Source organism: Nocardia flavorosea NBRC 108225, assembly GCF_001613385.1.
GTDB lineage: Bacteria > Actinomycetota > Actinomycetes > Mycobacteriales > Mycobacteriaceae > Nocardia > Nocardia flavorosea.
On sequence record NZ_BDCG01000012.1, the window covers coordinates 117,741 to 142,016 of the forward strand.

At 66.4% G+C, this 24,276-nt stretch carries 24 protein-coding genes; 18 read left to right on the plus strand and 6 right to left on the minus strand.

Features of this window, described 5'->3' with window-relative positions:
- The 9 genes from NFL01S_RS13515 to NFL01S_RS13555 are packed head-to-tail and all read left to right on the plus strand — an operon-like array spanning position 1 to position 8,259.
- The gene (locus NFL01S_RS13515; protein ID WP_062975048.1) at positions 1–1,470 is read left to right on the plus strand and encodes an aldehyde dehydrogenase family protein; all 1,470 of its coding nucleotides are present in this window, start codon (positions 1–3) and stop codon (positions 1,468–1,470) included.
- A gap of 28 nt (positions 1,471–1,498) precedes the next feature.
- Positions 1,499–2,707 carry an amidohydrolase family protein gene (locus NFL01S_RS13520; protein ID WP_062975053.1) on the plus strand — a complete coding sequence of 403 codons (1,209 nt, stop codon included), beginning with the start codon at positions 1,499–1,501 and terminating at the stop codon, positions 2,705–2,707.
- Between the two features lies 1 nt (position 2,708).
- Complete coding sequence (locus tag NFL01S_RS13525; protein ID WP_062975056.1) at positions 2,709–2,933, plus strand: ferredoxin; 225 nt, start codon at positions 2,709–2,711, stop codon at positions 2,931–2,933.
- 5 nt (positions 2,934–2,938) lie between these two features.
- Positions 2,939–3,718: an SDR family NAD(P)-dependent oxidoreductase gene (locus NFL01S_RS13530; RefSeq protein WP_218019609.1), complete on the plus strand. Its 780-nt coding sequence runs from the start codon at positions 2,939–2,941 to the stop codon at positions 3,716–3,718.
- Between the two features lie 4 nt (positions 3,719–3,722).
- Positions 3,723–4,970 carry a cytochrome P450 gene (locus tag NFL01S_RS13535; protein WP_062975061.1) on the plus strand — a complete coding sequence of 416 codons (1,248 nt, stop codon included), beginning with the start codon at positions 3,723–3,725 and terminating at the stop codon, positions 4,968–4,970.
- A gap of 25 nt (positions 4,971–4,995) precedes the next feature.
- Positions 4,996–5,430, plus strand: coding sequence for a nitroreductase family deazaflavin-dependent oxidoreductase (locus NFL01S_RS13540; protein WP_062975063.1), 435 nt, complete (start codon positions 4,996–4,998; stop codon positions 5,428–5,430).
- 13 nt (positions 5,431–5,443) lie between these two features.
- On the plus strand, positions 5,444–6,139 hold the full coding sequence (locus NFL01S_RS13545; protein ID WP_245670675.1) for a TetR/AcrR family transcriptional regulator: 696 nt from the start codon (positions 5,444–5,446) through the stop codon (positions 6,137–6,139).
- A 12-nt stretch (positions 6,140–6,151) separates the two neighbouring features.
- Positions 6,152–7,225, plus strand: a complete 1,074-nt coding sequence (locus tag NFL01S_RS13550) for a phosphotransferase family protein (protein ID WP_062975067.1) — start codon at positions 6,152–6,154, stop codon at positions 7,223–7,225.
- On the plus strand, positions 7,222–8,259 hold the full coding sequence (locus NFL01S_RS13555) for a phosphotransferase (protein WP_062975069.1): 1,038 nt from the start codon (positions 7,222–7,224) through the stop codon (positions 8,257–8,259). The genes NFL01S_RS13550 and NFL01S_RS13555 overlap by 4 nt, the downstream gene beginning before the upstream one ends.
- A 57-nt stretch (positions 8,260–8,316) precedes the next feature.
- Here NFL01S_RS13555 and NFL01S_RS13560 read toward each other — a convergent pair whose 3' ends face one another.
- Positions 8,317–9,864 (minus strand): AMP-binding protein, encoded by a 1,548-nt coding sequence (locus NFL01S_RS13560; RefSeq protein WP_062975071.1) that lies wholly within the window; start codon positions 9,862–9,864, stop codon positions 8,317–8,319.
- A 478-nt stretch (positions 9,865–10,342) separates the two neighbouring features.
- Between NFL01S_RS13560 and NFL01S_RS13565 the strand changes: the two genes are divergently transcribed.
- Both NFL01S_RS13565 and NFL01S_RS13570 read left to right on the plus strand, forming a co-directional pair.
- Entirely contained in the window at positions 10,343–11,023 is a 681-nt protein-coding gene (locus NFL01S_RS13565; RefSeq protein ID WP_371851824.1) for an MspA family porin, read from the plus strand.
- A 60-nt stretch (positions 11,024–11,083) separates the two neighbouring features.
- Positions 11,084–11,758, plus strand: a complete 675-nt coding sequence (locus NFL01S_RS13570; protein WP_062975073.1) for an MspA family porin — start codon at positions 11,084–11,086, stop codon at positions 11,756–11,758.
- A gap of 170 nt (positions 11,759–11,928) precedes the next feature.
- On the opposite strand, the gene NFL01S_RS13575 is transcribed toward NFL01S_RS13570, so the two are convergent.
- The 4 genes from NFL01S_RS13575 to NFL01S_RS13590 all read right to left on the minus strand — a co-directional run bounded on the left by NFL01S_RS13575 (position 11,929) and on the right by NFL01S_RS13590 (position 17,075).
- Positions 11,929–12,864: an MBL fold metallo-hydrolase gene (locus NFL01S_RS13575; protein ID WP_210745022.1), complete on the minus strand. Its 936-nt coding sequence runs from the start codon at positions 12,862–12,864 to the stop codon at positions 11,929–11,931.
- Positions 12,865–13,008: 144 nt separating this feature from the next.
- Positions 13,009–14,079, minus strand: coding sequence for a LacI family DNA-binding transcriptional regulator (locus NFL01S_RS13580; RefSeq protein WP_063915938.1), 1,071 nt, complete (start codon positions 14,077–14,079; stop codon positions 13,009–13,011).
- A 201-nt stretch (positions 14,080–14,280) separates the two neighbouring features.
- Positions 14,281–15,729 (minus strand): acyl-CoA reductase, encoded by a 1,449-nt coding sequence (locus NFL01S_RS13585; protein WP_062975079.1) that lies wholly within the window; start codon positions 15,727–15,729, stop codon positions 14,281–14,283.
- On the minus strand, positions 15,726–17,075 hold the full coding sequence (locus NFL01S_RS13590; protein ID WP_062975081.1) for a hypothetical protein: 1,350 nt from the start codon (positions 17,073–17,075) through the stop codon (positions 15,726–15,728). Before NFL01S_RS13590 ends, NFL01S_RS13585 begins: the two co-directional genes overlap by 4 nt.
- Before the next feature lie 109 nt (positions 17,076–17,184).
- Here NFL01S_RS13590 and NFL01S_RS13595 point away from each other — a divergent pair, with 109 nt between their 5' ends.
- A complete protein-coding gene (locus NFL01S_RS13595) occupies positions 17,185–17,838 on the plus strand; it encodes a TetR/AcrR family transcriptional regulator (protein WP_062975084.1) in 654 nt (217 codons plus the stop codon).
- Between the two features lie 3 nt (positions 17,839–17,841).
- Here NFL01S_RS13595 and NFL01S_RS13600 read toward each other — a convergent pair whose 3' ends face one another.
- On the minus strand, positions 17,842–18,789 hold the full coding sequence (locus tag NFL01S_RS13600) for an SDR family NAD(P)-dependent oxidoreductase (protein WP_062975086.1): 948 nt from the start codon (positions 18,787–18,789) through the stop codon (positions 17,842–17,844).
- 117 nt (positions 18,790–18,906) lie between these two features.
- On the opposite strand from NFL01S_RS13600, the gene NFL01S_RS13605 reads away from it, so the two are divergent.
- The 6 genes from NFL01S_RS13605 to NFL01S_RS13630 all read left to right on the plus strand — a co-directional run bounded on the left by NFL01S_RS13605 (position 18,907) and on the right by NFL01S_RS13630 (position 24,273).
- Positions 18,907–19,533 (plus strand): TetR/AcrR family transcriptional regulator, encoded by a 627-nt coding sequence (locus NFL01S_RS13605; protein WP_062975088.1) that lies wholly within the window; start codon positions 18,907–18,909, stop codon positions 19,531–19,533.
- Between the two features lie 131 nt (positions 19,534–19,664).
- Positions 19,665–20,270, plus strand: coding sequence for a hypothetical protein (locus tag NFL01S_RS13610; RefSeq protein WP_062975090.1), 606 nt, complete (start codon positions 19,665–19,667; stop codon positions 20,268–20,270).
- Complete coding sequence (locus tag NFL01S_RS13615) at positions 20,267–21,442, plus strand: acyl-CoA dehydrogenase family protein (RefSeq protein ID WP_245670677.1); 1,176 nt, start codon at positions 20,267–20,269, stop codon at positions 21,440–21,442. The genes NFL01S_RS13610 and NFL01S_RS13615 overlap by 4 nt, the downstream gene beginning before the upstream one ends.
- Positions 21,443–21,540: 98 nt before the next feature.
- Entirely contained in the window at positions 21,541–22,965 is a 1,425-nt protein-coding gene (locus NFL01S_RS13620; RefSeq protein ID WP_062975092.1) for an aldehyde dehydrogenase family protein, read from the plus strand.
- Between the two features lie 85 nt (positions 22,966–23,050).
- Positions 23,051–23,857, plus strand: a complete 807-nt coding sequence (locus NFL01S_RS13625; protein WP_062975094.1) for a TauD/TfdA dioxygenase family protein — start codon at positions 23,051–23,053, stop codon at positions 23,855–23,857.
- A 41-nt stretch (positions 23,858–23,898) separates the two neighbouring features.
- A complete protein-coding gene (locus NFL01S_RS13630) occupies positions 23,899–24,273 on the plus strand; it encodes a carboxymuconolactone decarboxylase family protein (protein WP_062975096.1) in 375 nt (124 codons plus the stop codon).
- The last annotated feature ends 3 nt before the right edge of the window (positions 24,274–24,276 follow it).

A 24,276-nucleotide genomic window follows, 5' to 3' on the forward strand; every position in this document is an offset into this window, starting at 1 on the left:
ATGGAAAACATACTCACCGACCATCGCTCGTATATCGCCGGCGACCGCGTAACCGGTGGCGAAGCCTTCGCCGTCGAGAACCCTGCCGACGAGTCCCCGGTCGCCGAGATCCCGGCCACTCCCCTGCCCGAGATCGACCGGGCAATACGCGAGGCCCGGCGCGCCTTCGACAGTGGTGTGTGGTCCGACACGCCGGCCGGGGAACGGGCCGCGGTGCTGCGTGCGCTGCTGTCGTATCTCGAGACGATGCGGGAGCCGCTGGTCGCGACCATGGTCGCCGAGGCGGGACAGCCACGGATGTTCGCCGAACGCTCCCAATTCCTTTCGGGGCTGGCCATGGCCCGCGGGATGATCGACCTCTACCTGTCCATATCGCACGAGGAACCCAATCCGGTCCCCGTCGGCGAACTGGTCCGCGGGCGGGTGGCGCTCAGCCTCCGCAGACATGAGCCGGTCGGCGTCGTCGCGGCGATCACACCGTACAACGCGGCGTTCATCATGGCGCTGCAGAAGCTCGTTCCCGCGCTCATGGCGGGTAATTCGGTGATTCTGCGGCCGAGTCCACTGACCCCGATCTCGTCGCTGGTCTTCGGTGCCGCCGCCGAGGCCGCGGGGCTTCCCCCTGGCGTTCTCAGCGTGGTGGTCGAATCCGGCTCCGCCGGTGCGGAACTGCTCACCACCCATCCCGCGGTGGATATGGTGTCGTTCACCGGCTCGACCGCGGTCGGCCGCACCATCATGGCGCAGGCAGCGCCCACGCTGAAACGGGTCGCCCTCGAACTCGGTGGAAAATCGGCGCAGATCTATCTCGACGACGCCGTCGGCAAGGTCGCGGCCGGCGCCGCCGCCGTGATCGGCGGTACCGCCGGGCAGGCCTGTGTTGCCGCGACCCGGATGCTCGTCCCCCGCGAGCACAAGGACGAAGTACTCGAACTGGTCTCCCGGACCTATGCCGGCCTGGTCGTCGGCGCCCCCGCCGATCCGTCGACCACGATCGGTCCGCTGATCAGTGCCACGCAACGGCAGCGGTGTGAGGAAATCGTCGAACGCGCCGTGGACAAGGGGGCGACCGTGGTGCAGGGCGGTGTCCGGCCCAGCGGCTTCCCGCGCGGTTACTACTTCGCACCGACCGTGCTCGACGTTCCCGACAACGGCAACCCGGCCGCGCAGGAGGAGATCTTCGGCCCGATCCTGTCGGTGCTGGGTTACCGCGATATCGACGACGCCGTGCGGATCGCCAACGACTCCCCGTACGGATTGTCCGGCCAGGTGTACGGGGGCGATGCCGCCGCCGCCACGGCAGTCGCGCGCCGGTTGCGTACCGGCGCGGTGAATGTCAACACCGCGCTGTTCAGCGCCTACGCCCCCAGTGGCGGTTACAAGCAGAGCGGCCTCGGCCGCGAACGTGGCCCGGACGGCATCCGGGCCTTCCAGGAAGTCAAACACCTCGTCATCGGCGAACTCCGGTGAGCGAGCGACCGACCCCGAAGGAGTAATCATGTCCACCGAACTCGCACTCGACTGGTTGATCTCGGTCGACGACCACATTCTCGAACCGCCGAACCTGTGGGTGGACCGCGTCCCGCGCGCCGACCGGGATCGCGCACCGCATATGGAATTCGACGACAACGGCGTGGATTGCTGGGTCTACGACGGTAAACGCTTCCCGAGTTCCGGCCTGAGTGCGGTGGCGGGTAAGGAGAAGGAGGAGTTCAGCCCGAAACCGCTGTCCTACAGTGAAATGCGGCCAGGATGTTACGATCCCACCGCGCGGATCGAAGATATGAATCGGGCCGGAATCCTTGCCTCCCTCTGCTTCCCGACGATCACCCGATTCTGTGGCCAGCTGTTCATGGAGGCCGGCGATCGCGAATTCGGCCTGGTCTGCCTGAAGGCCTACAACGACTGGGTGATCGAGGACTGGTGCGGCGCGGCACCGGGTCGTTATATTCCGCTCGTCCTCATCCCGCTGTGGGATCCGCAGCTGGCCGTGCGGGAGCTGGAACGGTGCGCTGCGAAAGGCGCCACCACCTTCGCGTTCTCGGAGAACCCCGCACCGCTGGGCCTGCCGACGATCCACGACCCGAGCGGCTACTGGGACCCGGTGATGGCCGCGGCCAACGATCTGGACCTGGTCGTCTCCATGCACGTCGGTTCGTCCTCGACGGTTCCACAGATCTCGAAGGACGCTCCGTTCCTGGCCAACCTGGCCTGGGGCGCGACCCGGACCTCCGGCGCGATGCTGTCCTGGTTGTTCAGCGGGATGTTCCAGCGTTTCCCGAACCTCAAGATCGCCCTGTCCGAGGGTGAAATCGGGTGGATGCCGTACTTCCTGGAGCGCGCCGAGCAGGTCCTGGACAAACAGCGGCATTGGGTGAAACGGGGAATGAACTGGGGTGACCACGCCGGCAGTCAGGGCGTCGACCTCGACACCCTCGATATCCGCCAGACCTTCCGCGACCACATCTTCGGCTGCTTCATCGAGGACGCGCACGGTATCGCGAGCATCGCCGAGATCGGCGAGAACAACATCATGTGCGAAACCGACTATCCCCATTCCGATTCCACGTGGCCGAACTGCATCGATGTCGTGAAGAAGCAGATCGATCACCTCCCGGAGACGACGCAGTACAAGATCCTGCGCGGTAACGCCGAGCGGCTCTACCGGTTCACCCCGGCCCAGCCGCCGGTTCGGACAGCGGGCTGAGATGCCGGGCTGGAGTGTCCAGATCGACCGGACACGCTGCCTCGGCTGCGGGGTCTGTGTGGCCTATGCGCCGGGCAGTTTCGCGCAGGACGGCGAAGGGCTGGCCGTTCTGCGCGATCCGCCGGCCGATTCGCTGGACGAAGTCCGCACGGCCGTGGACAGCTGCCCGACCGGGGCACTGAGCCTGGCGTCGACAGATGTCGCCATAACCGAACGAGAAGGGTGAGCCACGTGCTGCTCGAAGGAAAGACCGCGGTGGTCACCGGAGCCGGTTCCGGTGTCGGTGCCGCCTCGGCCCAGCGCTTCGCCGAGGAAGGCGCCGCGGTGGTGTGCGCCGATATCCGATTGGATCACGCAAAAGAAACCGTGCGGCGCATCGAGGCCGGCGGCGGAGTGGCCGTCGCGGTCGAAACCGATGTCACGCAGGAGCGGGATATCGCCGAGATGATCGCCACCGCCGCGGACCGATTCGGTCACGTCGATATCGTCTTCAACAATGTCGGCATCCCGACCCCTCGGCTGGGCGCCACGCTCGAGGACCACACCTTCCAGGATTTCCAGCGCCTGGTGTCGGTGAATATCGGCGGAGTGTTCCTCGGCTGCACCTATGCCGTACTCCAGTTCAAACGACAGGGCAGCGCCGGCGTCATCCTCAACACAGGGTCGGTCGCGGGGCTGGTCGCCTGGGGTGGCGCGGTCTACGCCGCGACCAAAGGCGCCGTGCACCAGCTCACCAAGGCGGTGGCGATCGAGGGTGCGCCCTTCGGGATCCGCGCCAACGCGATATGCCCGGCCGGTATGCCCTATACCGGGTTCATGGCGGCCGGTGGCCTCGAGAGCTCCGCGGAAATGACCGAGAAATTGGCCGCCAGCACCGCCGCCAATCATCCGCTCGGCCGCCCGATCACCGCGCAGGACTGCGCGGAGGCGGCCGTATTCCTGGTATCCGATAACGCCGCGAATATCACCGGAGTGCTGTTTCCGGTCGATGGCGGCTATGTGGCGAGGTGAACGAATGACTCCGGCGAAAACCTTGGATCGCGACCGCGTACGCGAATTGTTCGACCTGCGCGGTGCCTATCTCGCCCAAACGGGCGGTGGATACCGGGACGACCCCTACCCCATCTGGCATCGGCTGCGCGCCGAGGCCGAGGTGCATCCGGGGACCGTGCACGAATTGACCGGATATGCGGGCCCGGCGGTGTTCCATGGGCTGCCGCTGCCCGACCGCCCACATTTCTCGGCCTTCAGCTTCGCCGCCTGCGATACCGCCTACCGCAACCCTGACGTATTCGCTTCCGCCCCGGGGCCGGTCGACCCGAATCAGGGCAGGATCGACCCGGTCAACAGCATGATCTCGATGAACGGCGCACAACACCGCCGCTACCGTTCACTGGTCCAGCCGTCCTTCGTCCCGGCGAAGGCCCAGTGGTGGATACAGAATTGGATCGAGCAGACCGTGCACCAGCTGATCGACGGATTCGCCGCCGATGGCCGCGCCGAACTGAACGTCGATTTCTGTGCGGCCATCCCGGTGCTGACCATCACCGGCAGTTTCGGCGTACCGGTAGAGCAGGCACTCGAATTCCGGGCGGCGCTGGGGCGCCCCGAGGCCGTGGTGGACCTGATCCGCCCGATCGTCGCACAGCGCCGGGAGGCACCGCAGGACGATCTCATCAGCGTACTGGTCGAGGCCGAACTGAAGGGTGAGGACGGCACCGCCCAGCGGCTCACCGACGCCGAGATCCACTCCTTCGTGGTTCTGCTGCTGGCCGCCGGCTCCGGCACCACCTGGAAACAGATGGGGATCACATTGACGGCGCTGCTACAGCGGCCGGACGTGCTCGCGGAGGTCGCCGCGGACCGCTCTTTGCTGCGTCCGGCCATCGACGAGGCGCTGCGCTGGACACCGACCGATCCGATGTTCTCCCGGTATGTCACCCGCGACACCGAATTGCAGGGCGTATCGCTCCCCGCGGGATCGGTCCTGCACTTGTGCGTCGGGGCGGCGAACCGGGACCCCGCACGCTGGGACAACCCGGACGACTACGACATCACCCGGCGGTTGCGGCCTTCCTTCGCCTTCGGCGGCGGAGCCCACGCCTGCCTGGGCATGCATGTTGCGAAGGCCGAAATGATGACCGGGATCGGCGCCTTGCTCGACCGGCTGCCGAATCTGGCGGCCGACCCGGACGCCGAACCCACCCGCTTCATCGGAATGTACGAGCGCGGGCCTACCGAGATACCGGTGACCTTCGGCTGAGCCGATCGGAACGAGGAGGAAGTCGATGAACGAACCCGGATACCAGCCGCCCGACCTCAGCCTGCGCGGGCCCGCCCATGTCGCCCGATACGAGGAGACCGACGGCGAGGTCGGCCACGAATGGAACGGCGCCCATATCCTGCTGCTCACGACCACCGGGCGCACTACCGGCCGTTCCCGCACCTCGGCGCTGATCTACGGCCGCGACGGTGCGGATTACCTGGTCGTGGCCTCGGCCGGCGGCGCCCCGAAGCATCCGGCGTGGTACCTGAACCTACAAGCGAACCCCGCGGCGGTGATCCAGGTCAAGGCCGACCGGTTACGGGTGACCGCGCGTACCGCCGACGCGGCAGAACGCCCGCGCCTGTGGGAGCTCGCCACGGCGTACTGGCCGAACTACGACGTCTATCAGAGCCGTACCAGCCGCGTCATCCCCCTCGTCGTGCTCAGCCCGTCGTGATAGGACTTCAAGCGTGTCCACACCCAAGAGGCCCGCCCGATCCGACGTCCCCAGCACTTCGCCGCCCGGATGGGCCGACCGTGCCGCGGACCAATCGCAGTCGGTGCGGCGATCGAGGGCTCGCACCATCGAGCAGGCGCAGGGGATCGTCGCGGCCGCGCAGCGGTTGATCGAGGTGAAGGGGTCCGCCTTCACGACGCAGGAATTGTCGAAGGAGGCGGGGATCGCCCTGCAGACCTTCTACCGGCATTTCCCCAGCAAGGACCATCTCCTGCTCGCCGTCCTCGAAGATGTGATCTCCGATCGGATGGCCGAGATGGCGGCGGCCGCAAGCGAGTTGCCGGATCCGGTGGCGCGCTTACGTTTCTATATCCTCGCGGCGTTGCGATCGCTGCGCGCCGAAGACGGCGGAACCGCACGGCAATTCATCACGTCCGAACACTGGCGGCTCTACCAGATATTTCCGGACGAGATGGCGCAGGTCAACATGCCTTTCGCCGGGTTGATCGAGCGGGAGTTGCGGGCGGCGGCCGAGTCGGGACTGCTGCGCCCGCACGATCCCGCCGCCGATGCCTGGATGGCGGTGAACCTGGTGACGTCGGTTTACCACCATTTCGCGTACGCGCCGCGCGAGAACATCGAAGCCGTCACCGAACAATTGTGGACATTCTGTTCGACCGCTTTCGGCGGTCGTCCACCTGACGAGTAACGGGGCACAGCAATGAAGCACGCACCTGTATTTCCCAAAGGTCGTGATCTGGATACCACCGCCACGGTCCTGCATACGTGGCTGGCGGCACGGCACGAGGTCACCGCCGTCGAGATCGACGATCCGGCCTACCCACAGGGTGCCGGAGTTTCCAACGAGACAGTTTTCGTCCGGCTGCATTCCGGCCGGGGCATCGAACAGGTGGTGCTACGAGTCGCGCCGGCGGCCGAACACCAGATGTTCCTCGATCCCAGGTTCCATATTCAGCACCAGATCCTGGTGGCCCTGCGGCAACACAGTGACGTGCGGGTTGCGGAACCCTTGTGGCTGGAAGAGGATCCGTCGGTGCTCGGCCGGCCGTTCTATCTGATGCGACGGGTCTCCGGCTCGGTGCCGGTCAGTATGCCCGTGTACAACCTGTCCGGGTTTCTTGCCGACGCCACCCCCGCGCAGCGGCGGGCGTTGTGGGAAGACGCGATGGGCCAGCTGGCCGCAATCCACCGGGTTCCCGTCGATGTCGTCGATTTCGTCGACCGGCCCGAATACGGGACCTCGGGCAACCAGCAGCAACTCGCCTATTGGAGCGCCCACGCGCACTGGACACTCGAGGAGAATGTTCCGGATACGGTCCATGCTCTGCTGCAGTGGCTCACCGACAATCAGCCTGCGGCGTCCGTACCGGGGCTGTCGTGGGGCGATGCCCGCATCGGCAACATCGCATTCGGACCGGACTTCCGTGTCACCGCGGTCATGGACTGGGAGCAGGCGTCGATGGCCGGCCCGGTCGCCGACCTCGCCTGGTGGCTGGTGTTCGACGAAGCACACAGCACCGGCCTGGGTGTCCCCCGGCTCGACGGGCTCGGAACACGGGACGAGACGATCGAGCTGTGGCAGGACCTGACCGGGCTACGGGCCGGCGATCTGCGGTGGCACGAGGTGTTCGCCTGCCTCAAAGCGGGTCTGCTCAGCCTTCGCACCCGGCGGGTCCTCCGGCTGCCGCCGGTCGATACCGGCACCCGGCGATACTCCTTCCTGCGGCACGCCTGCGAACTGGTGGGGATTCCCGAACCCCAGGAGGGATTGTGACCACACCGGCCGAACCCGCACCGTTCGACGAAGCGGTCGTGCTGTCACCCGAATGGCTGGCCCGCATCTTGGAATCCGGCCATCCCGGCGTGGTTCCGGCGGCGGCCGAGGTGGTGGAGCGGATCGAGACGGTGGCCACCAAATTGCGTTTCCGAGTGACCTACGCGCAGCAAGCCGGCGCTCCCCCGGCGCTGTGCGCCAAGGGGTATTTCAACCCGCGCCACCGCCGCGGTTCCCGGGCCGAAGCGGACTTCTACCGGGACTTCGCCCACGATCTCCCGGTCCGGACCCCGCCGTGCGTGCACGCCGCCGTGGACGAGGACACCGGACACGCACTGGTGCTCATGCACGATCTGGTGGCGGCGGGCGCCCGGTTTCTCGACCCACTGGTCGGATACCGCGCCGCCCAGGCCGCGGAAACCCTGGATCAGCTCGCCGCCCTGCACGCGGCGACCTGGGATGACAAGCGGCCGGACGCGAGTGGGCTGTTTCCACCGCGCCTGGCCTCACTTGCCGGCCATATGACCGTCGAAACGCTTCAACCACTCCTCGACGACGGCCGGGCAGCCGGTATTCCCGACGATGTTCGGCGTGCGGACCGGCTGCTTGCGGCCATGGCGGCCATGGACACCTTGGGCAATTCTTCCGCGCGGTGCCTGGTCCACGGCGATCTGCACGCCGGCAATATCTACGAACTGCCCGACGGGAGACCGGGTCTCATCGACTGGCAGGTGGTACAGAGCGGCCATTGGGCCCAGGATATCGCCTACCATCTGGCAACCGTCCTGCCCCCGGACGAGCTCGCCCGGACCGAGCGCGATCTGCTCGAGCACTACCTGCACCGGCTGGCCGCCCACGGAGTCGAACCGCCGGATCGGGAACACGCGTGGTGGATGTATCGAGCACATTTGCCGTACGGGCTGTACCTGTGGTCGATGACCCGCGCGGTCGACCGGCCGATCATCGAGCACCTCACCGGCCGACTCGCCACCGCGGTCGCGCGGCACAAGAGCCTCGATCTTCTCGAGGTCTGAACACAGGGCGGAGGTGCGGGGGCCGAGATCTGTTCGGCCCCCGCACCTCCGCCCGGATCAGTTCGCGGCCAGGCTGTGCCGGATCTTGTATTTCTGCACCTTGCCACTGGGGCTGCGCGGGAAATCGTCGACCACGTGAACTTCCTGCGGCCACTTCTGTTTCGCCAGCCCGGCGTCGGCGAAGTAGGCGCACAACTCCTCGAGCGAGGGCGCCGCTGTACCGGGATGCAGCCGCAGTACTGCCGCGACATGTTCGCCCAGTCGCGCATCCGGTGCGGCGACCGCGACTGCTTCGGTCACACCGGGCACCGTCAACAGCACCTCCTCGACCTCGAGCGCGCTGATGTTCTCCCCGCCACGGATGATCAGGTCCGTGGTGCGGTCGGTGATGGTGAGGTAGCCGTCGGCGTCGAGTGTTCCGATATCGCCGGTGTGGTACCAGCCCTGCTCGTCGAACGCTGCCGCAGTCAGGGTGTCGTCGAGGTACCCCAGGCACAGATCCGGGCCGCGGCTGAGGATCTCGCCGTCTTCGGTCAATCGGATTTCGACACCGGGTTGCGGAGCACCGTCGGTGTAGAGCCGTTTGGCTCGGGGCGCGTTCCACTCGGAGGCGGTCATCGACGGGTGTTCGGTGCTGCCGTAGGACCGGTAGACGGTCAGCCCCAGCCCGGTCAGCCGCTCGGCCACCGGCGCGGCGACGGGCGCGCCGCCCATACCGAGATACCTCAGCCGGGCCAGGTGGTCGCGGGTACAGTCCGGATGGTCGATGAGGCTGGTGACGTAGTACGGCACACCGCCGCCCAGGCTGACGCCGTGGGTCGTCATCACCTCCAGGATGCGTCCGGGATTCCAGACATCGGCGAGGTCGATGGAGACACCCTCCCGGACCGGGACGAGCAGAGCCGAGAGCATTCCGATGAAATGGCCGATGGGTGCGGCGTTGATCAACGGTCCCAGATCGTCCGGAAAGCGTTGCGACATCAGGCGGGTCTCGCAGCCGAGCGTCTGATGGCTGTGGACGACCCCCTTCGGCACCCGGGTCGTACCGGAGGTGAAGGCGATCACCGCGGGGCCGGCCGGGTCGACCTGTGCCACACCGGAGAAGGGTTCGTCGGCGAGCAAGGCGTCGAACCGGTGGCGGGGGTCGCTCCCGTCGACGACACCCACGATCGGCACTTCCGCGTAGACCGCGGGGTCGTACACCAGGTTCCCGAAGCGTTCGGCACCGAAGAATGCCTTGGGCCGCACCGTCTCCACGATATGGCCGACTTCCCGCGAACCGTAGCTGTGCACGATCGGCACGACGACCGTGCCCAGGAGCGAGGCTGCCCAGAACGCGGCCGCGGCCTCCATCCAGTTGGGTAGCTGGAGCGCGACGACATCTCCGGGCTCCACACCGCGGGCCCGCAGGCCCGTGGCCAACCGCCGCGCTACCAGCTCGACATCCCGGAAGGTACCCGAGTAGGGCCGGATATCCGAATGGACGCGGAAGGCGGTATCCGGCGCGGAGGCGAGACCGCGGGCCAGCAGCTCGCCCAGGCTGTCGCGGGTCCACCACCCTTGCTCTTCGTACCGTCGGGCCAGGTCTGGGGGAATTGTGCGCATGTGATCTCCAACCACCCGGCACGCGTGCGCCGGTGTCGTACGGCGGCGTTGCCGGAGAACAGGGTCGTCGGAAGCCGGGCATCCCGGCCATGAGAGCGAAACGTGACTCTACACCAGAGTAGAATGCCATTCTCGTTTTTGTGGGCTTTTCGAGTTTTCCGGAGCCGGCCGAACACCGGCGACGCAGCAGCGGCACAGGAATCGAGCCCGGCAAATCTCGACCTTCACGGCAACTCACGGCAACACGTTTGCCACCGGATCGCCCGGTCGTCGAGGATGACCCCACTGTGTGACCGGCATCACCAAGGCCGCGACGGACTCGACCGGCTCCCCGCTCGCGAGTGTGATTCCGAACGCATTCGCACCGCACCGGTCGGCGAAACGCAACAGCCGCACCCGGCACCGCCGACCTCGGCCCCGCCCGCACACCGGAGCACACGGATGCCCGCACAGGCCGATCGAGATGAGGAATCACCTGATGAAACGCACCGCCCTGTTTCGCATGCCCACCGCCCTCGGCCGCACCGCAACCAGTGTCGCCGCACTGACCGCGGCCTTCGGCCTGTTCACCACCGCCACCGGTAACGCCGACGCCTTCGTGCCACTGCCCGACGGTACCGAAACCGGCCCCGGCCTCACCATCACCCGTACCGCCGAAAGCGCGCTGGTCTCCCCCTCCATGGCCGCCAACGGCGCCGGGCGAGTCACCTGGGTGTCCGGCACCGTCACCGCCGATGTCACCCATACCCCGGTTGTCACCGAACCGGGCCCCTACAGCACCCCGGAGAACATGCCCGGAACCAACAACTCTTCCACTCACGGGGTGTCCCAGCTCAATACCGGCTACATCGTCGGCTGCCAGGTCAGCATCGGCGACCGGGCATTCTCGCTCGGCGCGAGCGCCAGCGTATCCACCACACAGATAGGCGTCAGTGGCTCCGCCGGAATCCAAATCGGTCCGGGGGAAGTCAGGTTCGTGCAGATCGGGATCAAGGATATCCCCGCCCCCGGTACCTACACCCTCGGTTACCGGGACTACGAAATGGAGATCCAGGGCTGCGGCGGCTATGCCCAGGCCCGCTCCTACACCGTCGTCGAAATCATCGGGGACCACTACTCCAAAACCACCCTCTACGGCGCGCCTTTCAGCATCGGCTGATCCGGCCACCGGCACACCTGACCTGGCCGACGACCACCAGAACGACGAGGTTCACCGACAATGACCCACACCGCACACCCCCTGCGCACCCTCTTCGCCGCGACGGGCAGCACCCTGCTCGCCACCGCCGCATTCGCCTTCCTGCCGGCACCGGCACACGCCGACACCAACGTTGCCCTGCCCGGCGGACAGATCACCGAAACCCTGGGCGACGGCACCACCGTCACCGTCCGGCTCACCGGCGAATCCGCCGTCATCAGCCCGTCGCTGGGTTCGACACCCCTGCATCGAAACGCCTGGGTTTCCGCAAGCGCCGGCGCCGAAGTTTCCCAGCCGCCCCGGAGCATGTCCATCCGCCCCGGCTATGTCGTGGGCTGCCAGGTCAATATCGCCGGCGGCGGTGTCAACGCGGGGGCCGGCGCCTCGCAGCGTGCCGGTAGCGATACCCCCGACCTGTCCACCAGCACCGGCGGCAATCTCACTCTCGGGCCCGGCCAGGCCAAGAAGTACTACCTGCTCGACGTCGAAGCCCCCGACGCCTTCGGCAACGAAAGCCACCGCCCCTTCAACCGGGTCAAATCTCCCACCGGCAGCGTTACCTGGAAGAACAGCACCATCAGCCTCGCCGGTTGCGCCGGTTACGCACAAGCCCGTGCGTTCGTCCAGGTGGATGTCGAAACATCGACAGCGAAAGAGATCGTCACCCTCTGGGGACACCCCTTCGGACTCGGTTGAACGCCGGCAACACTCGAACAGCCGGGAACCGGCGCGAATGCGCCCGCCCCGGCTCTCCCCGGTCGGTAAGCAGCTATAGCGCAACGACACTCGGGTGGCCGGTCGGTAAGCCTCGTCTCAGGTAGTGGCCGAACCGGGCTCGGTGTGGTGTCGGCAGTGCAGAGTCGTGCTCACCAGCGCATGCCGCTGAAATCGATCGGTTGGGGCCGAAGGGCTTCGACACGTGCGGCCAGGCCCCGCATCCGGAACGCCATCTCGCTCGCCGGAAGCTGCCGGCGATCCCCATGTCCGGGCAGTAGCCATTCGAAAACAAGATCGGCCGATCGCGCCAGCGACTCGGCCAGCACTTCGACCGAATACCAGGTGACGCTTTCGGCAATTTCTATATCTCCGGTGGTACGGGACCAATAAACACTGTCCCCACTGAAACAATATCGGTCGTCGACAATATAAAGAACACTTCCCTCGGTGTGACCCGGGAATGGATGCGCCATTACGCCGTCGACAATTTTCGCGGGTTCGGCTCCCCGTATTATCTGATCGGCATCCGGGGCCGCATCGAGATCACCTTCGTGAATCCACAGCCGAGCCCCGAATCGGTCTGCGTAACGCCGGCCGTGCGCAGCGTGATCACGGTGGGTCAGTAGAACATCCGTCACCACGCCGAGCTCCTCGTATCGAGTTGCCAGCGCCTCGCTGAAGCGTGGCGTATCGACCAGGAGGTTACCGCCGCTGCGTCGCAGCAGGTAAGAGTTGGCGCCCGCGGTACGTGACGAGTTGTGGCCACACAGGTAGAGTCCCTCCTCCAGACGCATGGGGAACGGGTCGGATTCCGCCTTCAGTGGCACGTTCTCGCGCCGAACGGACCGGGTCTGACAAGCGAATGCGGCGGCCGCCAGTGCTCGCTCCTCGGCTTCGTCGCGCGGTTGACGCAGAATTTCGGAGCGACCGTCGACCTCGCCGATCAAACCGGGCGCCAATTGCCGGGACACATCGCAGTTCACGCAGCGATCGTCTACGAACCAGGACATTTTGCAGAACTCCTTCCTCGGTGCGACGCAGCGACAGCCGCACTTTTCAGGAGTACCAATCATGGCGTGGAACATTCAAGTCTTGACTTATTTCCGAAAACCTCTCCGGAATTCGATCGACAATTCGATATCGGTGCTGTTACGGCAGCTGGAAGAGCTGCCGTCGAAAGTAATCTCTGGTGTCGGATCGGATTATGGCCGAGCTGGATTCCTCGGGCGCTACGACGATTCGGCTGCCATCGTCCTCGACCCACGCGGCGGCCCGGCCGGCCGGATCCCGTCTACCGCCGGCCGTGTCCGGCGTCTCCTGGCGGCTCCGGTCGACCCCCGCACCATCAGTCGAGCGGTCAGCGAGACGACCGCATGGGTATCCATCGGATCGCCGCTCATCGCGCGCTGTAGTTGCTCGAAGGCGGCGGTACCCATCGCGCGCATCGGTGTCCCGACCGTGGTCAGCGGTGGCGTGCAGAAATCGGCCCCGACCACATTCCCGAATCCGACGACGCTCATCTCGTCCGGCACTCCTATACCGGCTTGCTTCGCACCGTGCAGAATTCCGATCGCCACGAGATCGTTGAATACCAGTACAGCGGAGGGCAGGTCGCGGAGTAGCCCGTCGACGGCCGCGGTGCCGCCGGCCATGGTCGGCGGGTACGGCCCGATCCGGCTGATCCTGAGCCCGAAACGCGGAGCCGCATCGAGCAGCGAACGCCACCGCATACCGTCGGCCCAGGACGCCGGCGGGCCGGCGACGTAGGTCACCGAACGGTGGCCGAGCCCGACCAGATGCCGCAGGGCCGCATCGACCCCCGCCGCGGTATCGACCAGTACGGTGCGCGTCCCGGGCACGATTCGATTGAGCATCACCAGGGCACGGTGACCCGCGGCCGCCCGCATGCCGCGATCCGACAGCCGCGAACCGGTGACCACCAGGCCGTCGACGGCGGGCAGGATGCGGTCCAGCACCGTTCGTTCCTGCCGCATCGACCATCGCGTATCCGCCAGGACCACCGTGTATCCAGCCTTCGTCGCGGCGGCCTCGAAACCGTGGATGAGACCGAAGTAGACCGGATTCGTGACGTCGGGCACCACCATGGCCACCGCGGACGTCCGCTCTCTCGCCGATACCCCGGTGAGGGCGTTCGCCCGGTACCCCAGCTCTGCGGCGATCCTGTGGATACGCGATGCGGTCTCGGCGCTGACGCGTCCCGGCCGGGAGAACGCACGCGATACCGTCGAGGGCGAAACCTCCGCCGCCGCCGCGACATCATAGATGGTCGGTGGGCGCACTGCTCCAGCTCCTAACCACGGACTCCGGCTCCGCCACCGGGTCACGTGCCGGCGGCCCGCACGAGCGCGCCGGTGCATACCGCGGCGGTTGCCGGGAAAAAGGGTCCTCGGAAGCCGGGCGGGGCCGGCCCGGCCGCGAGCGCGAAATGTGGCTCTACCATAGAGTAGAATCACATTCTTGTCCGTGGAGGCGCTTTCGCTTTATTCGTCGAGCCGTCCCGCGAATCCCGGTGTGGCGACCGTCCCGTCCTCGTGAACCATCCAATGAACGAAGCGGTGCAGTGGGTACATGGCATCGTGCGGGTTGCCGATCGTGCTGGGTCCCGCCTCCCCGAGACGAACGATGCGCTGCGCACCCCCGGCTGCGAGCCGATCGCGGAAATCCGGCATCCGGTCGAAGGGAAAGAAGCCGACGGTCTGGGTCGCAACGGTGACATAGCGGATCGCGGCGTCGAGCGATTCCACCGCGACCACGTTGACGGTTTTGCCGACCGGATGGAAATCGACCGGGGCGCCGGAGCGGATCACCACGCCCGTACCGTCCGTTGCGCCCCATACCCGGAACTCGTCGTCGAGCAGCGCGAGGGTGCGGATCTCCTCTTTCAGCTCCGCACCCAACGGCCGGTTACCACCGGATGCGGTCGCGCGTTCGGCGATCCGCCGGTACAGCCGGTCGCAGAACCGGTCCGCGTCCTGCTCGTTCGCCTCCAGGAAGACGAACCGGCTCGCGACACAAGCGTCCTGGTTCAGCACCATGACGTCATCGGCGGCGAGCCCGGCGGCGTGCTCGAGTGTCGCCGCGGTCCCGAAGGCCTGCCGGCCGACCATCGATATCGATGTTTTCGGGTCGAACGACACCAGCTGCAATCCCGGGCCGAGATATTTGACGACATTGTCGATGGCATCGCCGCCGCCCCACGCAACGATCTTGTCGAAATACTGCGGACGGAAGAGCACCCGCTCGACGGCCGCGTCCCCGCCCCGCCAGTAGACGGCCGACATCGACCGCACCACCGGGTGCCCGGGATCGATATCGGCCATGGTTCGCAAGATCGCGGGAGTGGTGAACGGATCACTGGACGACATCTTGAACAGGTTGATCGCTTTCACGAGTGCACCCTGGGCGATGGATTTCACCGCCTGTCCGGGCGAATTCCCGGGTAGTACGTGGATCAACCGGGGCGCGAAGGCCCGCACGAAGCTCTTACGACCCTGGAAGTCCTGTTTGGCGATCCATCCGTCCAGCGCTTTCGGATCGGGAAAATTCTGCTCGACGACCGCATGCAGTATCTGCTTGTCCAGGTAGGCCGCAGCGCCTGCCACCTGCGCTTCGAGCAGTGCACGAGGCAAGGTGTGTGTAGCCGACATGCGGTCGATACATTCGCCGATGAAGGGATTGCGCGGGTCGCGGATCCGCCGTCCGGCCTCCACCAAGAAGTCGACGATCTCGTCGAGCGGTACGTCGAGCAGCGGTGGAACCTCGGTGCGGGGAGCGACCACGCGATCCAGATCGATGTCGGGCGTCGCGAAGGATACGCCCAGATCCCGTGACCGGTGTACGGCGGCGGTACCTTCTACCACCTCGCCCCGGAAGAAGAACGGTGCGGACAGCACCGCGCCGGCGGTCTGCTGCGATTCGGTGGCGGTCATGCGAGCCCCCGTACATACGCGTCGGCGGTACCGGCGCACGCGATCTTGTCGTCACCGGCCATATCGGCGTAGCGGACGATGGAGTCGGCGATAGACGGCCCCCTGTTGCCGCAGGCGCACGGCCGGTAGTCGAGGACGATCCGGTCTCCGGTGATGATTCCGCCCCAGCGTCCGTCGAGTGAAAGGTCGAAGAAGGCGGCTCGCCCTTCCACCGCGCCCGCGCCGCGGGACAACAGAGTTTCGCCCGCGTCGTCGAGCACGAAGGGCACCACCCAGGGCGGAACGTGGTAGCGATTGCCCCCCTGGCATTTCGGCATTCCGGAATTGAGCTCCTGCATGGAGTAGTTCTGGAACTCCCGGCCGGGCGGAATGTTGAATGTTTCGTACACGAATTGCCGGTAGTCGGCGGGGAGTTGGGCCCGTTTGAGGCCGCCGCCCACGTAGATACAGTTGTCGGGATGGAAATCGGCGGACCCGAAACCGCGTTCCCGGACCAGCGCCGCGACCTGGTACAGGGTGCTCCACATACCCGAGATATAGAGCTTTTCCGTGCGGTGTTCGATCATCGCGTCGGCGCCCGCGATCAGCGCCCGGTCGAGTTCGGCCTGGCGCTGCGCCGACGTCCGCTCATACGCGGCCAGCTCCGCCGGCGACGCGGTGCCATCGGTGATCTTCCGGCGTAACCGCACCTGACCGGTCATCGCCTCGACCGTGAGAGGCGATACCGGCAAGCGGAAAACTTCCTTCTCCGGATCGCCGTACGCCGCTTGCTGCGCCTTGCCGATGACGATGTTCTTGGGCACCGAGGCTGTCAGGCCGATCCCCATCATCCGCCTGTCCCGGGCCGGTGCCACACCGGAGCCCCAGGCGAAGAGATTCACGGTGTCACGGCGTGACCAGGCCATATCGGCCTCCGAGGCGAGCAGCATGGCGGGTTTCCCGGTTGTCCCGCTCGAACAGGACACATAGTGGCCCGCCGTGCGCAGCCGCTCGATCCATTGATCGATGCCGGGGATATCCGCCGCCTCGGTCATGGTGATCGGGTGCGAGGAGAGTGTGCCCAGCCAGGTACCGAGCCGGTCCCATCGGTGCTCGGTCAAGAACCGCTCCGGGTAGCTCTTGTATACCGAATGCGGAAATAGCAGCGCGACTGCATCTTCGAACCGGCCGACCGCGGTGATACCCGCCTCGTCCGCGCGGCGCTTCAGCAGTCCGATCCGTTCTCGCCGCGCCTGGAATCGCTCGTTCAGTGCCGCGATCTGCACGTCGTACAACTCGGCGGCGGAGTGATCGAACCGGTTCGGATCATCGGCAAGCTCGGTCAGTTGTTCTATGGCCGGAATCATGGGCCACCCTTCGAGAATCACGCCCCCCGCGATTAATAGCACCTGCCAGGTGTCATTAATCTAGCACCCCGCTCGACACCCATGGACCGAATGCGATGAACTGACATCCGTGGAGACGACGAGCGGAGGGCGCGATCGGCCGCGGGGAGCCGGACGTCCGACACAGGAACAAGCCCGTGCGCGACAGCTGGAACTACTGGACACCGCACTGGACCTGTTCCTCGAACGGGGCTATGAGCAGACCACGATCGAGCTGATCGCCGCCCGGGTCCATATGGCCAAGCGCACCGTCTACGCCCGCTACACCGACAAGGCCGCTTTGTTCCTCGCCGCCGTCCGGCGCGCGATCGACGCCCAGGCCGTACCGCGAGAGGTCCTGGAGAGCCTGGACAACGGCGATCTGGCCGAGACGCTGGAGGCGGTCGCACGACTCCGCATCGATCAGGCCATGACCCCCAACGGGCGTCGGCTGCACCGGATCCTCGCTCTGGAAAACGTACGCTTCCCCGAGATCTTCACTCTCAGCACTACCTTGAACACCGGCCCGGTCGTCGCATTCGTCGCCGAGGTACTGGACCGCGCGGCGGCCGCCGGACAGATCTCCACCACCGATACCGATCTCGCCGCGCGCGCGTTCATGAGTATGGTCGTCGGCACCCAGGTCCGCAGTATCGAGGCGGGTCGCGCACCGAGTACGGGACAGCTCGAGCAACGCGTTCTGTTCATGGTACGTCTGCTACTCGACGGCCTGCGGCCGCGCTGAACCCTACCGGCACAGCCGTTCGGAGAGCTCCCACAACTGCGCGGCCCGATCGGCGTCCACCGCATAGTCCGCGATATCGGGCTGGGCGGCGCAGTCCGCGAAGTACACGCCGTCGAGATCGAGCAGCCCCGGATGCACTGCCGCCCACACCTGGGTCGCGGCGCCTTCCTGCGGTGTACGAACACCGTGGTCGGGGCGGGGCCGGCCGGGCGCTTCGGCCCGGGCGACGGGCACCGACGCAATATCCGCACGGGTCATATGACGGGCCAGCCGGGTGGCGACCCGGCCGGGATGCACCGCACAGACTCGGATTCCGTCATCGCGCAGCCGCCGGTCGAGCTCGACGGCGTGCAGGATGTTGGCGGTCTTGGAGGCACCGTAGGCCAGGAACTTGTCGTAGTCCCGATTCTCCCATTGCGAATCGGCGAGATCGACGTCGGCGATCCGATACCCCTCCGAGGCGAGGTTGACGATCCTGGCCCCCTCGGCCGCGCGCAGCCGGTCGAGAAGCAGACGGGTGAGTTCGAAGTGGCCCAGATGGTTGGTGCCGATCTGCATTTCGAACCCGTCGGCGGTACGGGCGAACGGCGTGAACATCACCCCGGCGTTGTTCATGAGTACATGAATTACCGGTGCGAGTTCGGTAATGCGTGCGACGGCGCCTCGGATCGCGTCCAGCGACGCCAGATCCAGGACGACGGTCGACAGGCGCGCCGAGGGCATCTCCCGGCGTATCTCGGAAGCGGCCGTCTCGAGGGCATCATCACGCCGGGCGGTCAGGACGACGTGGGCACCGGCACCGGCGAGGGCGCGAGCAGATTCCCGGCCGAGGCCGGCGGAGGCTCCGGTGATCACACAGGTGCGGCCGGTCAGGTCCGATCCGGAAACGATCTCCTCGGCGGTGGGGCGCGCACCGGGCCCCGTGCTGTCGGTCGTGGGCGGAATCGTCATCGGCACTCCGATCCAGGTGGTGGCGGGAAGACATACCGCACCGGCGGAGCGGAACGGCCTCGCAAATAAGTATACTATTGCGGATATTATATCCCCGCCGGACGATAGGCTGCCCATATGGTGGAGACGAGACGCGGCCGCCCCACACAGGCCGAGGCCAAGAAGCTGAACCAGGCAGTCCGCGAGGCCGCGGTCGCCACATTCCTGGAGTCCGGCTACGACGGCGCGACGATGGAGGCCATCGCCCGGAGGGCCGGGACCACGAAACGTTCACTGTACGCACGGTATCCGGACAAACGCGCCGTGTTCGCCGATGTCATTCCGTGGGCACTGTCGAAGTACGTCTCCCCGGGGGACGATCCCGCTGTCGACGACAAGGATCTGGAGACAGCGCTGCTCGAGATCGGCCGGGTAGCCCTGGACCGCGCAGTCGACCCGGAGAATGTCCGGCTGATGCGGATCGCGATGAACGAGTCGGCCAGGTTTCCGGAATTCGCGGTCAGCACGGACTCGATGATGTGGTCGGGGCGACAACGGGCGGTCGTACGCGTACTGCGCCGGGGCGCCGCCGAGGGCACTGTCGATGTCGAGGATATCGAGATCGCCGCCGAACATTTCCTTGCGATGGTGGAACTGATTCCCGGCAGAATGGCCGATTTCGGCCTGTTCCGTTCGAAGCAACAAGAGCAACGCCATCTCCGGCATGCCGTCCGGCTGTTCCTCCGTGGCGCAACGCCGCGCTGACGCGTCGCCCGAAAACAACCACTTCCTCGCCGTCCGGGCTCTATGCTACAAATACACGACACCGGATACTTATAGCGGAGCCGGCTCTCCAGCGCCCGCCATTCCGGACGCTCCACAACGAGGGAGAACTCATGACTCCATCCGCCTCGACGCTCCCACCGCCGCAGGATCACGTAGCGCAGGTTGCCGGCCTCGCCCACATCCACGGCCCGGCCCACCAGACGCTGCGCCCACGACTGGTGGTACTCGGGACGAGCATGGATGATGCGGTGAGCGCCGCGGGCGGGCGGATATTCGATCTCTCGATGGCCGGGTGGGAGGTCACGGTGGTCGCCGGCGACCTCGGCAACCCACGGCCGGCCCGGATCCTGGGGGCGCACGCACTCGATCTGGACTCCGTACTCACCCGTCGACACCGGGGACCACAACCGCACGCAGTGGCGATCTCGGCAACACTGACGGCCACCGAGCACCGGCTGCGCAGACGTGTTCAGGCATACCTGGACCACGGGTCGATCGAGGTCTCGATCTGGGGACGGCCCTACGCCGGGGGCCGAACCGAATCCACCACCCATCGGCTCAGTCACGCCGCCCGCGCTTTCAAACGACAGGCTCTTCGGGTTGTCCGCGGCGAGGACGAGGTGGTGGCAGCCACCGAGGATTTCCACACCGGCATCGCCACCCGCCGCACGCCACACAGCCGCGACCTGTCCCGCACCGGTTGGCCGGCCGGGTGACGAGGACGACCGTGAACAACCACGGGATCGATGAGGACGAGGCCGAGTTCGTCGCCGTAGTACGGGATTTCGTTGACAGCGAGGTCGAGCCGGTGGTGCACCGGCTCGAACACGCCGATATCTATCCGGACCGATTGATCGAGCAGATGAAGCGGATCGGGATATACGGTGTGGCGATCCCGCCGCCGTGGGGCGACGGCAAGGTCTCCACGACATGCTATTCGCTGGTCACCGAGGAACTTTCCCGCGGCTGGATGAGCCTGGCAGGGGCGATGGGAGGCCATACGGTCGTAGCAAAACTGCTGCTGGACTACGGAACCGCCGAGCAACGGGATCGCTATCTGCCCCGGCTGGCGACCGGTGAACTACGCGCGACGATGGCATTGACGGAGCCGGGCGGCGGCTCGGATCTGCAGGCCCTACGCACCGTGGCCCGCCGCGAGGGTGACACCTATGTCGTGAACGGTTCGAAAACCTGGATCAGCAATGCACGCAGATCCGGCCTGGTGGCCTTGCTGTGCAAAACGGATCCGGCGGCGGTCCCGGCACACCGCGGTATCAGCGTGCTACTGGCGGAACCCGGGCCGGGGTTTGTGGTGTCCCGGGATCTTCCCAAGCTCGGATACAAGGGCGTGGAAAGCTGCGAACTCGCCTTCGACGATTTCCGGGTGCCCGCCGGGGCGCTACTCGGGGGCATCGAGGGCCGAGGATTCGGGCAGATGATGCGAGGTCTCGAGATCGGGCGGATCCAGGTCGCCTCCCGGGCCCTCGGGGTGGGCCGCGCGGCATTGACGGATTCGATCAGGTACGCGCAGGAACGCGAGACATTCGGCACCCCCATCTGGAAGCATCAGTCGATCGGCAACTATCTGGCCGATATGGCCACCGAGCTGACGGCCGCCCGCCAGCTGGTGCACCATGCCGCGCGCTGCTACGACGCCGGCGCCCGCGCCGATATGGAGGCCGGGATGGCCAAGCTGTTCGCGTCCGAGACCGCGATGAAGATCGCACTGAACGCGGTGCGCATCCACGGCGGATACGGCTATTCCACGGAATTCGACGTGGAGCGGTACTTCCGCGACGCACCGCTGATGATCGTCGGAGAAGGAACCAACGAGGTTCAGCGCACCGTCATCGCCCGCCAGCTCATCGAACGTCATCGCATCACTTGACATAAATATACGACCAAGGATACTTATAGCGTAGGCCTCGGCACGGTTACGGCCGCGCAGATCTCTTGGCCGCAGCGCAGAGTCGCGAGGTGAATCCCATGTCTGCTACCGAATCGTTCATCGACGGTGCGGCCGTGCCGTCCGCCGAGGTGTACGAGAACATCGACCCCTCGACGTCTCGCTCATTGGGGACGGTGGCACGCGGCGGGCCGGACGAGGTGGACCGGGCGGTCGGGGCCGCCCGCCGCGCGCAACGCCAGTGGCGAACCACCACCCCGGAACACAGATCTGCCGTGCTGGAACGGATCGCCACCGCGATCGATACCCATCATGCGGAGCTCGCGCGGTACGAATGCGAGGACACCGGTAAACCCGCGAGCCAAGCCCGCGCGGACGTCACCGTCGCGGCGCGGTACTTCCGCTTCTATGCGCACGCAATCGACACCTATTACGGGCAGATCATCCCGCTGAGCAGCGATCTGCACATCTACACCCGCCGCGAACCGCTGGGAGTCACCGGGCATATCGTGGCGTGGAATTATCCGATCCAGCTCGTCGCCCGCGCGGTGGCACCCGCGATCGCCGCCGGTAACGGCGTCGTGGCCAAACCCGCCGACGAAACACCCCGTACGGCAGTGGCTCTCGCCCGGATCGCCGTGGATTCCGGCCTGCCGGACGGCGTATTCAACGTCGTCACCGGGTTCGGCGCCGAGGCCGGTGCCGCGCTGACTGCCCACCCCGGCGTCGACTCCCTCGGCTTCGTGGGATCCACCCGTATCGGCTCGGAAGTAGCCGCCGCCGCGGCACAGCGTGTCATACCGGCCGTTCTGGAATTGGGCGGCAAATCCCCGCAGATCGTCTTCGCGGACGCCGATCTGGATACCGCGGCGGAATTCGTCGCCAAGGCGATACTGCAGAACGCCGGACAGACCTGTTCGGCGGGTTCACGGCTACTCGTGCAGGAATCGGTCCACGACGCACTGGTGGACAAAGTGCTCCAGCGGTTCGCCGGGGTCACCATGGGTCCCGGCTGCGACGACCCGGGCCTGGGACCGCTGATCTCCCGTAAGCAGCAGACCCGGGTCGCCGGAATGGTGAACGGGCTCACCCGGGGCGAAATACTGTGCGGTGGCGCCGTTCCCACCGGCAATGAGCTGACCGAAGGCTGCTACTTCCCACCGACACTCATCGACGGTGTCGATCCGGCGGCCGCCATCGCGCAGGAGGAAATCTTCGGACCGGTGCTCACGGTCAACACATTCGCCGACGACGACCAAGCACTCGCCCTGGCCAACGGCACCGAGTACGCCCTGCTCGCCGCACTGTGGACCCGCGACCTCTCCCGCGCGCACCGCCTGGCGGCCGAGATCGTCGCCGGACAGGTCTACGTCAACACCTACGGCGCCGGCGGCGGTGTCGAATTGCCGTTCGGCGGATTCCGCAGATCCGGGTACGGCAGAGAGAAGGGCGTTGCGGCCCTCGACGCGGTCACGGCCACCAAAACCGTTGTGGTGAAGCTGTGAACGCGCGTCACGCGCCCGCCGATCCGGCCCACCCACCCGCCGCGTGCCCGCAGCACGGCGCACAACAGTGTCAGGAGATGTCCCGATGACAGAAACCGTAGCCTTGAGCCCCGAGCTGGGAGCCGAACTGATCGATACCGGCGATCTGCTGTCCGATGCCACCGTCGCCCGGATCCGGGAGGCGGTCAAGTGGCGCGGGGTGCTGCTGATTCGCGGTGCCCATCTCGACGACTCGGCTCAGCTCGAACTGAGCCGCAAACTGGGGACCGTGCTGGCGCCCGGCGGCCGGGAGATCTTCACCGTTTCGCTGGATCCCGCCAAGAATCCCACCGCCGAGTATCTCAAGGGAACCTTCTGCTGGCATATCGACGACACCACGAACCGCATACCCGCGAAGGCCACCATGCTCACCGCACGGCACGTCGCAATGGTCGGCGGCGGTACCGAATTCGCCAGCACCTACGCCGCCTACGAGAACCTGCCCGAGAGCGAACGCAAACGTTGCGCGGGCCTGCGGGTGGTGCACAGTCTCGAGGCGGCGCAGCGTGCGGTGCACCCCGACCCCACCGAACAGCAACTCGCGCAGTGGCGCCGGATCCCCACCCACGAGAGCGCGCTGGTGTGGCGACGCCGGGACGGCCGGCGGTCGTTGGTCATCGGCGCCACCGCGGACCATATCGTCGGTATGGCGCCGGATCGTAGCCGCGAACTCCTCGACGAACTCCTGGAGTGGTCCACCCAGCAGCGTTTCCGCTACACCCACGAATGGTCGGCCGGCGACCTGGTGATCTGGGACAACACCGGCATGCTGCATCGGGCCCTGCCCTACGATCCGTCCTCAGAGCGGACCATGCACCGCACGACCCTCGCCGGCGACGAGGCGTGGAACTAGGCCCCGGCCCGGGACCACCCACTACAGGCAGGAAACCATCCATGAACCAGGACACCTACGACAAGGGTCGCCGGATCCGTACCCAGGTGCTCGGCGCGGACTACGTCCGCAACGCCGCCGGCGACGATTTCACCCAGCCGCTACAGGACCTCGTCACCGAGTATTGCTGGGGAGCGGTATGGGGGCGCGATGGACTGTCGCCGAAAACGCGTTCCATGCTCAACCTCGCCATGCTCTCGGTACTCAACCGGCCGCACGAGTTGCGCACCCACGTCCAGGCAGCCCTCAACAACGGCGTGACCCGCGACGAAATCCGTGAGGTACTGCTGCAGGTCGCCGTGTACGCCGGTGTACCGGCTGCCGTCGACGGTTTCCGGATCGCCCGGGAAGTATTCGCCGAGACGGACAACGACTAGTGG

Excerpts from the sequence above, each read along its gene's own strand:
- NFL01S_RS13515 (WP_062975048.1), top strand. The coding sequence starts at position 1 with ATGGAAAACATACTCACCGACCATCGCTCGTATATCGCCGGCGACCGC.
- NFL01S_RS13520 (WP_062975053.1), top strand. The coding sequence starts at position 1,499 with ATGTCCACCGAACTCGCACTCGACTGGTTGATCTCGGTCGACGACCAC.
- NFL01S_RS13525 (WP_062975056.1), top strand. The coding sequence starts at position 2,709 with ATGCCGGGCTGGAGTGTCCAGATCGACCGGACACGCTGCCTCGGCTGC.
- NFL01S_RS13535 (WP_062975061.1), top strand. The coding sequence starts at position 3,723 with ATGACTCCGGCGAAAACCTTGGATCGCGACCGCGTACGCGAATTGTTC.
- NFL01S_RS13540 (WP_062975063.1), top strand. The coding sequence starts at position 4,996 with ATGAACGAACCCGGATACCAGCCGCCCGACCTCAGCCTGCGCGGGCCC.
- NFL01S_RS13550 (WP_062975067.1), top strand. The coding sequence starts at position 6,152 with ATGAAGCACGCACCTGTATTTCCCAAAGGTCGTGATCTGGATACCACC.
- NFL01S_RS13560 (WP_062975071.1), bottom strand. The coding sequence starts at position 9,864 with ATGCGCACAATTCCCCCAGACCTGGCCCGACGGTACGAAGAGCAAGGG.
- NFL01S_RS13565 (WP_371851824.1), top strand. The coding sequence starts at position 10,343 with ATGAAACGCACCGCCCTGTTTCGCATGCCCACCGCCCTCGGCCGCACC.
- NFL01S_RS13570 (WP_062975073.1), top strand. The coding sequence starts at position 11,084 with ATGACCCACACCGCACACCCCCTGCGCACCCTCTTCGCCGCGACGGGC.
- NFL01S_RS13575 (WP_210745022.1), bottom strand. The coding sequence starts at position 12,864 with ATGTTCCACGCCATGATTGGTACTCCTGAAAAGTGCGGCTGTCGCTGC.
- NFL01S_RS13585 (WP_062975079.1), bottom strand. The coding sequence starts at position 15,729 with ATGACCGCCACCGAATCGCAGCAGACCGCCGGCGCGGTGCTGTCCGCA.
- NFL01S_RS13590 (WP_062975081.1), bottom strand. The coding sequence starts at position 17,075 with ATGATTCCGGCCATAGAACAACTGACCGAGCTTGCCGATGATCCGAAC.
- NFL01S_RS13600 (WP_062975086.1), bottom strand. The coding sequence starts at position 18,789 with ATGACGATTCCGCCCACGACCGACAGCACGGGGCCCGGTGCGCGCCCC.
- NFL01S_RS13605 (WP_062975088.1), top strand. The coding sequence starts at position 18,907 with ATGGTGGAGACGAGACGCGGCCGCCCCACACAGGCCGAGGCCAAGAAG.
- NFL01S_RS13610 (WP_062975090.1), top strand. The coding sequence starts at position 19,665 with ATGACTCCATCCGCCTCGACGCTCCCACCGCCGCAGGATCACGTAGCG.
- NFL01S_RS13620 (WP_062975092.1), top strand. The coding sequence starts at position 21,541 with ATGTCTGCTACCGAATCGTTCATCGACGGTGCGGCCGTGCCGTCCGCC.
- NFL01S_RS13625 (WP_062975094.1), top strand. The coding sequence starts at position 23,051 with ATGACAGAAACCGTAGCCTTGAGCCCCGAGCTGGGAGCCGAACTGATC.
- NFL01S_RS13630 (WP_062975096.1), top strand. The coding sequence starts at position 23,899 with ATGAACCAGGACACCTACGACAAGGGTCGCCGGATCCGTACCCAGGTG.